This is a genomic window from Enterococcus sp. DIV2449a, from assembly GCF_051711225.1.
Taxonomy (GTDB): domain Bacteria; phylum Bacillota; class Bacilli; order Lactobacillales; family Enterococcaceae; genus Enterococcus_D; species Enterococcus_D casseliflavus.
In genome coordinates this window covers 1,085,785-1,099,439 of the sequence record NZ_JBIOME010000001.1, presented here as the reverse complement: position 1 = coordinate 1,099,439, position 13,655 = coordinate 1,085,785, and the positions used below count along the sequence as shown (strand labels likewise).

General features: G+C 43.6%; 11 protein-coding genes. 2 read left to right on the top strand and 9 right to left on the bottom strand.

All coding sequences use genetic code 11. The features are described from left to right. The first annotated feature begins 356 nt into the window (after positions 1-356). On the top strand, positions 357-1,871 hold the full coding sequence (locus tag IGI76_RS05220; RefSeq protein WP_034857667.1) for a flavocytochrome c: 1,515 nt from the start codon (positions 357-359) through the stop codon (positions 1,869-1,871). 82 nt (positions 1,872-1,953) lie between these two features. Here the strand turns inward: IGI76_RS05220 and IGI76_RS05215 are convergent, their stop codons facing one another. The 4 genes from IGI76_RS05215 to IGI76_RS05200 all read right to left on the bottom strand — a co-directional run bounded on the left by IGI76_RS05215 (position 1,954) and on the right by IGI76_RS05200 (position 7,533). After that, complete coding sequence (locus IGI76_RS05215) at positions 1,954-4,020, bottom strand: beta-galactosidase (protein WP_270266441.1); 2,067 nt, start codon at positions 4,018-4,020, stop codon at positions 1,954-1,956. Positions 4,021-4,029: 9 nt separating this feature from the next. Continuing rightward, entirely contained in the window at positions 4,030-4,884 is an 855-nt protein-coding gene (locus IGI76_RS05210; protein WP_081116596.1) for a sugar ABC transporter permease, read from the bottom strand. Between the two features lie 3 nt (positions 4,885-4,887). Further along, positions 4,888-6,123, bottom strand: a complete 1,236-nt coding sequence (locus IGI76_RS05205; protein WP_270266589.1) for a carbohydrate ABC transporter permease — start codon at positions 6,121-6,123, stop codon at positions 4,888-4,890. A gap of 138 nt (positions 6,124-6,261) precedes the next feature. Continuing rightward, positions 6,262-7,533 carry an extracellular solute-binding protein gene (locus IGI76_RS05200; RefSeq protein ID WP_201688730.1) on the bottom strand — a complete coding sequence of 424 codons (1,272 nt, stop codon included), beginning with the start codon at positions 7,531-7,533 and terminating at the stop codon, positions 6,262-6,264. A gap of 254 nt (positions 7,534-7,787) precedes the next feature. On the opposite strand from IGI76_RS05200, the gene IGI76_RS05195 reads away from it, so the two are divergent. Continuing rightward, positions 7,788-8,786, top strand: a complete 999-nt coding sequence (locus IGI76_RS05195) for a LacI family DNA-binding transcriptional regulator (RefSeq protein ID WP_270266436.1) — start codon at positions 7,788-7,790, stop codon at positions 8,784-8,786. Between the two features lie 82 nt (positions 8,787-8,868). Here IGI76_RS05195 and IGI76_RS05190 read toward each other — a convergent pair whose 3' ends face one another. The 5 genes from IGI76_RS05190 to IGI76_RS05170 all read right to left on the bottom strand — a co-directional run bounded on the left by IGI76_RS05190 (position 8,869) and on the right by IGI76_RS05170 (position 13,653). After that, positions 8,869-9,390, bottom strand: a complete 522-nt coding sequence (locus IGI76_RS05190) for a GNAT family N-acetyltransferase (RefSeq protein ID WP_086294879.1) — start codon at positions 9,388-9,390, stop codon at positions 8,869-8,871. A 17-nt stretch (positions 9,391-9,407) separates the two neighbouring features. After that, the gene (locus tag IGI76_RS05185) at positions 9,408-10,169 is read right to left on the bottom strand and encodes a YibE/F family protein (RefSeq protein WP_167822994.1); all 762 of its coding nucleotides are present in this window, start codon (positions 10,167-10,169) and stop codon (positions 9,408-9,410) included. Continuing rightward, complete coding sequence (locus IGI76_RS05180; RefSeq protein ID WP_005225525.1) at positions 10,166-11,197, bottom strand: YibE/F family protein; 1,032 nt, start codon at positions 11,195-11,197, stop codon at positions 10,166-10,168. Before IGI76_RS05180 ends, IGI76_RS05185 begins: the two co-directional genes overlap by 4 nt. A 168-nt stretch (positions 11,198-11,365) precedes the next feature. Next, positions 11,366-12,325: a D-2-hydroxyacid dehydrogenase gene (locus IGI76_RS05175; protein WP_270266428.1), complete on the bottom strand. Its 960-nt coding sequence runs from the start codon at positions 12,323-12,325 to the stop codon at positions 11,366-11,368. After that, positions 12,322-13,653: an APC family permease gene (locus IGI76_RS05170; RefSeq protein WP_010747783.1), complete on the bottom strand. Its 1,332-nt coding sequence runs from the start codon at positions 13,651-13,653 to the stop codon at positions 12,322-12,324. Before IGI76_RS05170 ends, IGI76_RS05175 begins: the two co-directional genes overlap by 4 nt. Positions 13,654-13,655: the final 2 nt, after the last annotated feature.

Sequence of the window (13,655 nt, the reverse complement as noted above, 5' to 3'; positions counted from 1 at the left end):
TCTTTCTATCTTTTGAGCGCAAAGCATTTGATTTATTCTTAATAAAAGAGATCATTCCTCGGCACCTCAGTGACGTACGTTTTTTCAATAACAGAAGAGAGGCGAATCAAAGCCTCTTCGCTTTCTCCCTTTATGATTAATACCAAACAAATCAAAGAATCAACAATTCTTCTATTTCCATAAATTCACGAATTCACTCTCTTTTATGATGACCAAGAAACCCTTTCATCTCGACTAAAACGCTTTATAAATTAAACTTTTCTAATTATTATGTGATTTTTCGAACAAAAGCTAAAAATAACATGACAACTATGTTAGTCTTTGATTTGGAAAAAGTTTTAGGAGGAATAAAAACAATGAAGAAAATTTTCCAAACACTATTAGTCCTAACCTCGTTAGCAACTTTGAGTGCTTGTGGCGCTGATTCACAAACAAGCAGCAGCTCAAGTACTGGTTCATCTGCTAATGAAGAAACAGATGCAACTTCTGCTGCATCTGGTCAAGAATACACAGACCCTAGCGAACTTGCAGACAGCTACGATGTCGTGATCGTCGGTGCAGGTGGCGCTGGAATGGCCGCTGCGATCCAAGCAAAAGAAGCTGGCGCAAACCCAGTTATTTTAGAAAAAATGCCAATTTCTGGTGGAAATACATTGAAATCTTCAGCAGGAATGAACGCTTCAGAAACCAAATTCCAAGAAGCAGAAGGCATCGAAGATTCAAACGATCTATTTTATGAAGAAACATTAGCTGGCGGTCACAACACCAATGATGAAGAATTGTTGCGCTACTTTGTGGATCATTCAGCAGAAGCGATCGATTGGTTAGATTCCATGGGTATCACTTTAGACAACTTAACAACGACTGGCGGGATGAGTGAAAAAAGAACGCACCGTCCATCGGATGGTTCTGCTGTTGGGGAATACTTAGTTGATGGCTTGATGCGCAACATCCACGAATTGGAAATCCCAATTTTTGTGAATGCCGATGTCAAAGAAATCAATGAAGAAGATGGCCAAGTCAACGGGGTGACCGTTGAAGTAGAAGGAACCGAACAAACCATTGATGCCAAAGCAGTTGTCGTTACAACAGGCGGTTTCGGTGCCAATTTCGACATGATCACCGAATACAAACCAGAATTGGCAGACTACGTGACAACGAACCAAGAGGGTTCGACTGGTGATGGGATCAAAATGATCGAAGCATTAGGTGGACAAACGGTTGATTTAGAGCAAATCCAAATCCACCCAACAGTGGATCAGTCGAAATCACTGTTAATCACTGAAGCTGTCCGTGGAGAAGGCGCGATCTTGGTCAATCAAGAAGGCGAACGATTCTTCAATGAAATGGAAACACGAGACAAAGTCTCTGAAGCGATCATTGCCCTACCTGAAAAATCAGCAACGTTAGTTTTTGATGCAGGTGTCAAAGAACGCGTGACAGCCATTGATTTTTACGAGCAACAAGGGTTAGTCAAATCCGCTGACACGATCGAAGAATTAGCAAAAGAATTGGACATGCCTGAAGCAGCGCTTGCTGACACGATCGCTACGTGGAACAGCAGTGTGGCTGCTGGTGAAGACGAAGCCTTTGGACGCAGCACAGCAATGGACAACGATTTGTCAACAGGACCTTACTATGCCATTGCCATCGCTCCTGGTATCCACCACACGATGGGCGGCGTGAAGATCAACACCAACACAGAAGTGATCGCTACGGATAACGAGATCATTCCAGGTCTTTTTGCAGCCGGTGAAGTAACTGGTGGGTTGCATGGTGAAAACCGAATTGGCGGTAATGCCGTTGCCGATATCATCATCTTCGGACGCCAAGCAGGAACAAAAGCTGCCGAATTTGCGCAAGAAAATTAAAACACTCTCTATAAAAAAGAAGTACTTACGTTTTTTCATCAACGTAAGTACTTCTTTTTTCATATAATTGACACAATAGTTTTTATTGTTCTGGTGCTGTCACTTTGATAATCTGCACCTCATAAGGCGCCAACTGAAGCTTTTGGTTTGTCGTTTTTCCAGTAAGCAAATCGACTCCTGTAGTTGCTACCTCTACTTCTTGATTTTCTTCGGAAAAATTCATCACAAAATAATAGGTAGTCGGAGTAAGCTGCTCTTGCTGACTTTCTCTACTTTGGATCGACACGTTCGTTGAACCTTGACGGACCCACTCATTTTGTATGCGAAGCTGTTGTGTTACTTCTTGATAGAAGTCTTCCAAAAAGGCTTGATCCGTCCGTCCCCCAAGATAGTAGGCACTTCCTTCACCATAATCATTTACGGTCACTGCAGCTTGACCTTGGTAAAAATCAGCACCGTAGACCCCTAACGTTTGGGCAGTGTTTGTTTGAACAACACTACAATAATCATGAATTTGGTACTGCTGCTCCTTCATTAAAAGCAAATTTTTTTGTTTCGGATATAACGTATCGATTTCTTTCACAGACACACCAAACAGTTCTTCTAACTCTTGGGGCCAGCCCCCTAAATAGGTCAAGTCCGTTTCATTCACGATCCCCGTCAAATAAGTGGAAACCAGCGTCCCGCCATTTTTCGTATACTGTTGAAACTTTTTCATAGTTTCTTTTGGTAAAAGGTAAAGCATCGGAGCGATGATCAATTGGTAAGAGTCAAAGTCATGGTCTTTCGTGATGACATCAACCGCGATGTCATGATCCCAAAAATAGCGATAATGCTCTTGCAACGTTTGTGGGTAGCGTTTGCTCTCCAAACCAAAACCTTGCGCATCATTGAGCGCCCAATTGTTATCCCAATCATAGATGATCGCCACTTTGGCTTTTTTGTGCAATCCTTTGATTTCTTTGATTTCTTCTAAGGCTTTTCCCACTTCGGCTACATCTTGAAAAACACGATTCTGTTCGTCGTTGTCATGGTCCACGACGGCCCCATGGAACTTCTCAGATGAGCCTCGAGATTTTCGCCATTGGAAATAAAGATTACTATCTGAACCGTGAGCAATAAATTGCATAGAAGACAACAGATGCATCCCGGGGCGTTTCGTGCGATTGACTGGATGCCAATTCACACCACTAGGGGTTGATTCCATGATCAAAAAGGGTTGCTTTTTCAAGCTACGGTACTGATCATTGATAAACCCAACCTTACTTGCCAAATCAGCGGTCGTTCCCCAATCATTATGCCAAGCAGGATAACAATCCCAACTAATGACATCCACATGCTGGGCAAATTTTCCATAATCAAGGCTATAAAAGGGAATCAAATCTCGGGTATCTGCCATGAAATTCGTTGTGATCGGCACATCTGGAGACAAACGACGAATGTCTTTGATCTCATGTTCATAGAAATCAATGGTCTGATCGGTCACAAAACGATGCCAGTCTAGATTTAGTCCATGAACTTGCATTTCGCCGATCGGTGAAGGAGATTCGATTTGCGACCAATCGGTGATCGTATGGCTCCAGAAAGGTCCCCACCAGGCCTCATTCAAGGCTGCTAATGTTTGGTACTTCTGCTTGACCCACTGACGAAAGTTTTCTTGGCAAATGGGACAATGACAATCTCCAGAATACTCATTGGAAATATGCCACATCAATAGTGCTGGGTGATCGTGGTAGCGTTCAGCTAATTTCCGATTGATGATCGCCACTTTCTCACGATAGATCGGTGAAGAAAAGCAGTGATTGTGACGCCCGCCGTGTATCATTTTTTCCCGTTTTTCATTGGTCCGTAGAACTTCAGGGTATGCTTTAGACAACCAGGCAGGACGCGCGCCGCTTGGCGTCGCTAAAATGACGTTGCTGTTTCGTTCGGCGAGCTCATCCATGATTTTGTCTAACCATTCAAATTGAAACACCCCTTCTGCTGGCTCTAAGGCACTCCAAGCAAAAATACCAAGGGAAAATGTATTAGCATGAGCTTTTTCCATTAGTTCTAAATCTTTAGCTAAGATCTCGGGATAATTTAGCCACTGGTCAGGATTATAATCCCCACCATGTAAAAAGCGTTCTTCTAAGTTATATCTTGTCATCTTCTCTTCCTATCCTTTTGTGCCACCAGCGGTCAAACCGGAGACAAAATGTTTTTGTAATGCAATAAAGACGAGCGCGATCGGAATACTGATCAAAATAGCCCCTGCCGCAAAAGTTGTATAGCTGGCTCCCATTTTATCCGTGACTAATTTGTATAACCCGATGGGTAATGTATAGTACTCAGGATTACGTAAAATCACAGAAGACAGGGCAAAGTCTCCAAGTGGTCCAGTAAAGCCATTCATGGCAACGACTGCCAGCATTGGTCGTGATAAAGGAATCAAAATTTGCCAGAATATTCGCGTATTGCTTGCGCCATCTATCTTGGCACTCTCGTCTAAATCTAACGGGATCGAGTCAAAATACCCTTTCAATAAGTACGTGTTCATGGGAATCTGGCCCCCAACGTAAATCAAGATCAGCAACCAATGGCTATTGATCAAGCCGAGCATTTGCGCCAATACAAAAATTGCGATCAAGGCAGAGAACTGCGGGATCATTTGTAGGAGTAAGAACAGCATCAACCCATTTTTACGGCCTGCAAAACGAAATCGTGAAAAGGAATACGCCGTCATGGAGACAAAAATCAGTGACAAGAACATGGTGCATACACTGATTTTTAATGAATTCAAATACCATTGACTATAATAAAGCGAGTTGTCACCAGCAAACAATTTCGTGTAGTGACTTAATGTCGGACTCGTCGGAATCAAACTCGTACTTACTAAACTGTTCCCAGGATTAAAACTAGCACCGATCGTCCAAAGTAAAGGGTAGACGATCACTACTACCGTAAAAATCAGTACGAGATACGTCAAGGATAGGCGGACAAATTTTTGTTTCTTCATACTTGCTGCCTTCATATCTTATCCAACCTCCTTGAATGAATTTGTTCGGCGGAATTGCCATAAAGCAATCGCGATCACGACGATCGATAAGAGAATCGTCAACGCTGCTGCTAATGCATATTGACTATTTTGCATCGTGAGCTTATAGATCCACGAAACCAAAATATCGGTACCACCAGCGGTCGAACCAGGAACTGCCGGTCCACCAGAATTAAACAGATAAATGATATTGAAATTGTTGAAGTTAAACGTATATTGCGTAATCAAAATCGGTGCCATTGCATAAAGCAGTAATGGCAATGTGATTCGGCGGAATTTTTGCATAGCTGAAGCACCATCGATGGTCGCCGCCTCATACAAATCATCCGGAATGGATTGCAGCGTCCCTGTAGTCACGATAAAAATATACGGAAAGCCTAGCCAGCCTTGAATCAGTAGCAAAGCTAAGCGGGTCCAATTCGCACTCGTTAGCCAAGGAATCGGTGAAATCTGGAAGAAATTCAAAATCGAATGATTGATCGCACCAAAGGAATCATTGAACATTCCTGAAAACACCAAGATCGTAACAAATCCCGGAACTGCCCATGGGAGGATCAAAATCGTTCGAAAGAACTTTTTGAGTCGTAATTCTTTTTGATGCACCAGCACCGCTAAAAATATTCCGATAGAAACTTGTAACGTTGAGGCGATCAAGGTCCAGATAACTGTCCAGCCCAGAACATTGAAGAAGGTACTACGCCAAATATCGACAGTAAAAATCTTCTTAAAGGTCTCTAATCCCACCCAATCTGCTAAATTGGCAGGTGCAGAATGATACAGATCATAGTTCGTAAAAGCTAACGCGATACTAAAGAGAATCGGAAAAATAACAGAAAACACGAGTAAGAAAAATGCTGGGCTACTCATTAAATAAGGATAACCTTCTCTTAATAGTGCCTGGTAGCTTTCACGGATAGAGTTGACTGGTAGCTCATTATCTCTTAATTCACCGTTTTTATAGGCATCACGGATGTTTAAATAATAGAACAACAGACCAAAACCGATGACGATCAAGGCAACTAATCCTTCTGCTAATAAAAAGATGGAATTGTCTCTCGGCACTTCCACGCCTAATGTCACGATGCCCCAAAGTCCCATATTAAATAAATCTTTAAAGACGACAAGATACATAGCAAAAAAGAAGAAAAATAAAGCGCCTTTGATTTTTTGCCGATTATAAAATTGACCGAATCCTGGTATGATCGAGAATAGCATTGCTCGTTTTGCATACGACTGCGTGTTTTTCACATTTTCGCCCCCTGTAAGAAAAAGCCGCTGACAAACGTTTCGTTCGGCCTTACTTGATTCCTAGTGATGAATGACCTCCGAAACGTTTGTCCTTGAGACGACTTTCTAGTTTTGAATTGCCGCAATGGCTGATTTGATCTGTTCGACTGCTTGTGGTAAAGCTGTTTTCGGTTCAGCCTTTCCAGTAGCAATGGTTTGCAATGCGGCATCCATTGGTTCCCATACTGAATTCATTTCAGTGATCCCAGGCGTTAGTTCTGCGTGTTGGGACTGAGCGGCAATGGCTGCAGCACTTTCACTTTCTTGAACTGCTGGATCATCTGCCAATGAAGCAACCGCTGGTACTTCCTGTGTTTTTTCATAACGACCTTTTGAATTTTCTTCATTGCTGATAAATTTGACGAATGCTTCAGCTAATTCAGGGTTTTGGGAATAGCTACTTACGTTGTAGCTTTTGACACCGATAAAGGAGCCCATATGTTCACCATTGCCTAATAATGGCAATTCTTTCACACCATAGTCGATGCCCGCTTCTTTATATGGAGACAAGTTCCATGGTCCCGAGATGACAGCGGCAGCTTTTCCTTCCGTAAATAAAGAGTCCAACACATTGATTCCTTGTTCACCGACCAATCCCGATGGAAAAACACCTGCATCATAAAATTGTTGGATATAGTCTGCTCCTTCGATCGCGCCTTCATTAGCTAATCCAATATCTTCAGGGTCATAGGATCCATCGGCATTCTCGCCAAAAACATAACCGCCATAACCGCTCAATACACCTTGTGCGTAATAAATTTGATCCCATAATGCCAGTAACCCATAACTGTCAGCATCTAAGACAGACTTGGAATACTCCAGCCACTCATCCGTTGTCTGTGGCAAGTCTTCTTCGGAAATTAGTTCTTTGTTATAATACAAAATTTGTGTTTCAACCGCTTTTGGTAAGCCGTAGACTTTGCCGTCAACGATTTGCGATTGCATTGCTGATTCTGTATACAGCTCTTGTAGCGTTTGATCGACTGTTAATTCTTTCAACAAACCTTCGGTAACGGCTGTACCGATTTGATCGCCAGGAATCGTGATGACATCCGCACCTGTACCAGCGGGTCCATCCAATCGTAAATCTTCGATCTGTCCACCATAGGCTTTTTCGACCACTTTGATCGTCACATCGTGTTCTTCTTCAAATTGTTTGACTGCCTCTTCAATCCCAGCTGATTTTGCTTGGTCTTCCCAGACCAATAGATCATAGTCCTTATCGCTGCCACTATTTGCTGCAGTACTATCTGTCCCTTCACTTTGTGGACCGCAAGCACCTAATCCTAAAGCTGCTACACTTAAAAAAAGAACTCGAGACATTTTTTTCATCATCATTTCTCCACCTTTTCTTTATTTTGCAAACGCTATCTTCTTGTTTATAATAAATTATTTTACTTAATATGTAAATAGTTTTACTAAATTAATTTCTTCAACGAAGTAAATAAACGGATAAAACCAAGGTTTATCTCACAAATATTTTTTCAAAATACCACCACGCTCTAAATTTTCACTATTCAGTAAATATATTTAGTAAATTCATTTACTTGGTAAAGTTGTTAGCGTATACTAGAAGAAAGAGGTGAAGAAGATTGGTTACAATAAAAAAAATTGCCGAGCAATCAGGCTTTTCACAAGCGACTGTTTCCCGATTATTGAAAGGCGACGAATCATTGTCGATCGCAGCCGATACGCGTCAAAAAATTATTCATACCGCTTTATCACTAGGTTATGATCGCTCAAAAATAAAAACAACACTAGAAAAAATCGCCGTCCTTTTCTGGCTGACAGAACAAGAAGAGCTGCAAGATGTCTATTTTCGACAATTGCGTATCTCTTTAGAAAAATATGCGAAAATCAACAATTTGGAAATTCAACTGATCACCCATGAAGATGATGTTTTAGAAACACTGCAAGAAGTCGCCGGATTTATTGGGATTGGCTCTTTCACTGAGAATGAAACGCAGCAGTTCAAATCCGTTTGCCCCTATGGCGTCCTTTTGGAAATCAACCCCTGTCCAGAGCTGTTCGATACGGTCAAACCTGATACTGATCGAATGACGCAACTGGCGATCGATCTATTTTTAACAAAAGGATACCGAAAGATCGGCTTTATTGGTGGTGCTTATCTAAATCCTGATACCCAATGTGCAGAAATGGATAGTCGCGAGGTCATCTTCCGTCAAACGCTGGCTCGTCGAGATGCGCTCGATGAGGCGTTCTTATTTAGTGGTGGCAATTTTTCCGTTGAAACCGGCTATCGTTTGGCGAAAAAAATGGTGGAATCCCTTGGTGACAATTTGCCAGAGGCGCTCTTTGTGGCTTCTGACACCATCGCAGTTGGTGTGCTCCAAGCGTTAAATGAACGATCCATCATCACTCCTGATCGCTTGGAATTAATCAGTATCAACGACAATGAGATCGCAAAATTTGTGGCTCCCCCTCTAACAACGTTTAAAATTGATGTGGAGGAAATCGCCAAAACCGCGATCGATTTATTGGTGGATCAGATCGTTCATCCTCGAGCGATCACCAAAACAGTCCTTTTAGGGGCTGAACTCATCGAACGAAAAAGCTTTACGCAAGCATAAAAAACGCCCCTAGAAAGTTAGAAAAAGCTAACTTTCTAAGGGCGTTTCATTGTCTAAATCGAAAAAAGCATTCTTACGTTTTTCACATCTCTTTCGCCACAGCATACACAAGATGCGGCATGTCCACTTGCCGATAGTGTTTGACAAAGCGATCCACCAGCTTCATTCCATTGCGCAATGCCACATTTATGGAGGCTTGATTGGTCTCACGAATGATCGAATAAACAATGGCGGCATTCAGCGTTGCAAACGCATAGCCTTTACAAGCCTGGGCGGCTTCTGTGGCAAACCCATGATGCCAGAAGTTCTTTTGAAACAAGTACCCAATTTCTAAAACGGCTTCTCCCTTGACGTCTTGCCATGTCAACCCGCATTGACCGATCGCTTGCCCGGATGCTTTCTCAATCACTAGCCACAAGCCAATGTGATCGTTTTGATAGCGTTGCAGCTGTTTGTCGATCCAACCAGTGACTTCTTGCTCACTGAAGGGTCCTTCATAGGCAATCATAACTTCTGGATCTTGCAAAATCTTTTCAATCGCTGGTCGATCGTCATGACTCATTTCTCGCAGGACTAATCGCTTAGTTTCAATTAGTGGTTCCATGGTGGTTGCGCCCCTTCCTATTCCATTCGGTTTCTTTTCAAAAAATACCAACTTGCTGCCCATGCGGTGATGGGTAAAATAATCACCGCTGCCAGACCCGTGACCAAACAAACGACCAATTCTGAGACGAACGCCTTCGAATTGACCATTTCACCAAAGGAGATCGACAAATCTTGAAACCACGCAATCAACGCCAGATTACTTCCCATAAAGGCAAACAATAAGGTATTGATCGTTGAAGACAATACGTCTGATACCACGGTCATACTACTTTTACTTAATGCCTTGATCGAGACTTGCGGGTTTGCTTGAAAAAGTTCATAGGTCGCAGTGCTGATTGCCATACTCCCATCTGCCACCGCCCCCGAAAAACTCATCAAAATGATCGCAGTCATCAATGTCTTAAAATCGATGGCTACATCAAAGGAATACATCGCCAACTCATCCAGTTCCTCTGCCGAAAACCCATGCAGATTCATTGCAGAGAGCACAAGCGGAAATAGTAGTAGAAAAAGCCCTAGGAAGACCAACACACAGACAAAGGCAATTTTGGTTTTCTGATTGACGCCGTTCACGAAAAACAAGGTGATCGCCGCCACGGCTAAAAAGGCAACACAAGCCGCTGGTATGATCGGTGCCCCTCGGTCAATCAGGACCAGAAGCGCTAGAAAGACAGCCACATTCATAAACAGACCAGTGACTTGAAACAGCCCTTCGATCCGAAAAACAGCGAAAGTCAGCAAGAGAAAAAGCAAGCTCAACACAAACAAAACATTCATCTTGCTTTCCTCCTTTGTAGTTCAAAGCAAAGGAGCGTCAACGGTACCGATAAAACCAGCGCAAAGCCGCCGCATAATGTACGCACTATTTCTAAAGAAAGATGCATCGGCAATGCTTGCGACAGCAGCCAGCCATTTGCTAGGTAAAACAATAGCGCTGGCATACTCCCACTTAAATAAGCAAACAACAAGACATTGATCATCGAAGAAGTCGTATCTTGCGCGATGGATCGACCGATCGCTAATCGTTCCTTGCGGCTAGTCTGGGGATTGATGCGCTGGATCTCATCTAGACTGGCAATCAGCATGACAATATTGTCCATGCTGGCACCAATCGCGCCAATCAGCAGACTCCCTAGATAGACACTGCGATACGGACGGGTCAGAAACGACATTTCTTCATAGCGCAACCCATGATCTTGCAAAAGATCCATGGCGAACCGACAGAGAAAAAACGCCAAGAGGACGCTGGCTAACGAGGCAATGATTTTACGGCTGTCGATCGTACGAAAGCCATAGGAAATCCCCATCGTCAAAACCAACGAGACGATCGTAAAAACGATCATCAAAAAGACCAATGAAAAGGAGCTGTTGCCTTTGTGAAACCACAGAAAAAGGAGCAGCAAGCCAGTATTCACAAAGATACTAAGTAAAGCCCGCAAGCCCTTTTTGCCACCAATTGCGACTACTGCCATCAAAAATAAGGCAAGGAAGAAAAAGAGATACCCATCCCGTTTTTGTGCTTGTACCTGCCAGCCATCCCCTTCTTTTTGCAAAAGCAGCTGTTGTCCGGTCTGATACAACGGATGAATCGCACCGTTGGGGGTGTATTGCGTAGTGACTGTCCGTAGTACCCCAGCTTCTTCTCCGTTACGAACGATCCCTTGGATCTGCTGCTGGTCGGCGGTGACTTGAACCGTTTGTACTTCTATGATCGGCTGTGCATAAAAGCGGCTACTTTGGGTTTGGATCAGCCAGCTTAAGACCAGCAAGCTAACAAAGGCCGCTAGATAATAATACTTTTTCAAGACCGTCTCCTTTCATTTTCAGCAAAAAAAGACTTAGACAAACCACCAGTCCTACGACCAATCACCTTGTGAGGCTGGATGACTGGTCGAAATGGTTACTGTGTCGGCGAGACTAACTGCTTTGCTAGTCGCCTGTTTTGTCAAAGTCCTTTTCCTTGCTCGTTTTGCTTACACGACATTTTGCGGTGTACCTGCTTTAAAGCCGCTTAAGTTCGCCACAGCAATCCCCATCAAACGACGCCGCGTTTCGACGGGTGCCCAAGCGATATGCGGTGTCAAATAGCAATTTGGCGCCTGTAATAAGGGATTGTCAGCTTCGATCGGTTCTTTTGAAACGACATCTGCCGCCAAGGCTGCGATCTGCCCAGTTTGCAGCGCTTCAGCAACTGCCGCTTCATCGATCAAGCCGCCACGGGCGGTATTGATCAGGATCGCAGAAGATTTCATTTGTGCCAATGCTGTGCGATCGATCATTTTTTCTGTCTCAGGAAACTGCGGAACATGAAGGCTGATGATATCTGCTTCTTGATACAATTCCGCCAGCGAAACTTGTTTTGCCCAATCTGCTTGTGCTGGTTTTGGTCGATGATTAAAGTAGATCACCTTCAACTGAAACGCATGAGCGATCGTGGCAACTGCTTGAGCAATCGCACCATATCCAATCAGCCCAATCGTTTTGCCTGCCAATTCCATCAATGGTGTCTGCCAATAAGAAAAATCTTTGCTGGTTTGCCAGTCGCCCTGATGCACGGAACGATTATGGTGTCCCACTTGATTCGTCACTTCCAGCAGCAAAGCAAAGGTCGCTTGTGCCACTGCATTGGTACTGTAGCTAGGAATATTGGTCACGGTGATTCCCTGTTCCTTCGCTGCTGCCAAATCAACGACATTGTATCCAGTTGCCAAGACCCCAATGTAGGTCAATTGCGGACATGCTTTGAGCACATCTGCGGTGATCGGCGTTTTATTTGTCAAAATTGCTTCGGCATCGCCGATTCGCTCAATAATTTCTTGTTTATCTGTATACAAGGTACGATCATACACCGTCACCTCTCCTAATTCTTCAAACCCTTGCCAAGACAAATCTCCTGGATTCAACGCATAGCCATCAAGTACAACGATCTTCATTCTTTCGCTCCTCTCGCTTTTCCTTTTGCTTTTCCATAAAAAACGGGAATTCCTAGTAACGTCACGCCAATTCCCACGACTGCTAACCACGTGTCAGTGATCAAGGTCATAATCAAGATAAAACAGCCACCTAAGATCGCAATCAAGGGAATGATTGGATAGAAGGGAACTTTATACGGACGCTTCATCTGCGGTTCTGTTTTTCGCAAACGAAAAACTCCTACAAATAATAATACACTAAAGAACCACATAACAAAAACCAGCATATCGGTCAAGAGATCAAAGGTGCCTAAAAGCATCATGATACACGCGATCCCTAATTGTAAAAAAGCCGCCGCATAGGGTGCATTGGTGGTTTTACTTAAAGTGGCAAAGGTCTTGCTGAAAGGAATCTCATCTTCCAACGCCATGGCATATGGGACCCGCAAGCCAGTCATTGTATAGCCGTTCAATGCGCCATACACAGAGATCAGGATACCGATCGTGACCAGTTTTCCGCCAAAGCTACCAAACAAGGCCATCGCAGTTTCTGAAGCACTGTTCAAATTACCAGCGATTTGATCGATCGGCAATGTTTTTAAAAAGGCAACATTGATCAACACATACACCAAGGTAACAAAACTCAACCCAAAGATGATGGCTTTTGGTAAATCTTTTTCGGGTCGCTTCATTTCCCCAGCGACATTACCGACTCCCATCCAGCCGTCATAAGCAAAAAGGGTTGCTAAGAGGGCACTACTGATGCCAGCTGCAAGCGATCCTTGAGTATTGGAAGAAAAATCCACCAATGAGACCGATACTTGCCCTGGTGTCAACAGGCCCGCCACGATGATCACCGCAATCGGAATCAGCTTGACTGCTAACGTGACGGACTGGACTTGAGCAGCGGCTTTTGTTCCCAAAAGATTGATCAAGGTCACACTCGTTCCGGTCAAAATCGATAAAGGAAGCAAATAATTGCTGGGTAGATGAAATAAGTTCAAACACTGGGTCGCAAAAATAATACTTAAAGCCGCCACGTTTGCTGGAAAGTAAATGATACTTTGTGCCCAGCCTAATAAAAAGGAGGGTAATTTCCCATAAATTCTTTCAATATATCGAATGGGTCCGCCAGTCTCAGGAATCGCCGTCGCTAACTCCGCCACCGTCAAACCGCCGCAAATCGTTAGAAAGCCGGCAAGCAGCCAGACCAACAAGGTCAAACCGGTGGATTGGGTCTGCTGGACCACAGCCGCTGCTTTGAAAAACACGCCGGCGCCGATCACCGTTCCCATTACTGTCGATAATGCCCCAAAAAAACTGATTTCTTTTTTCAATTGACTTTTCACAA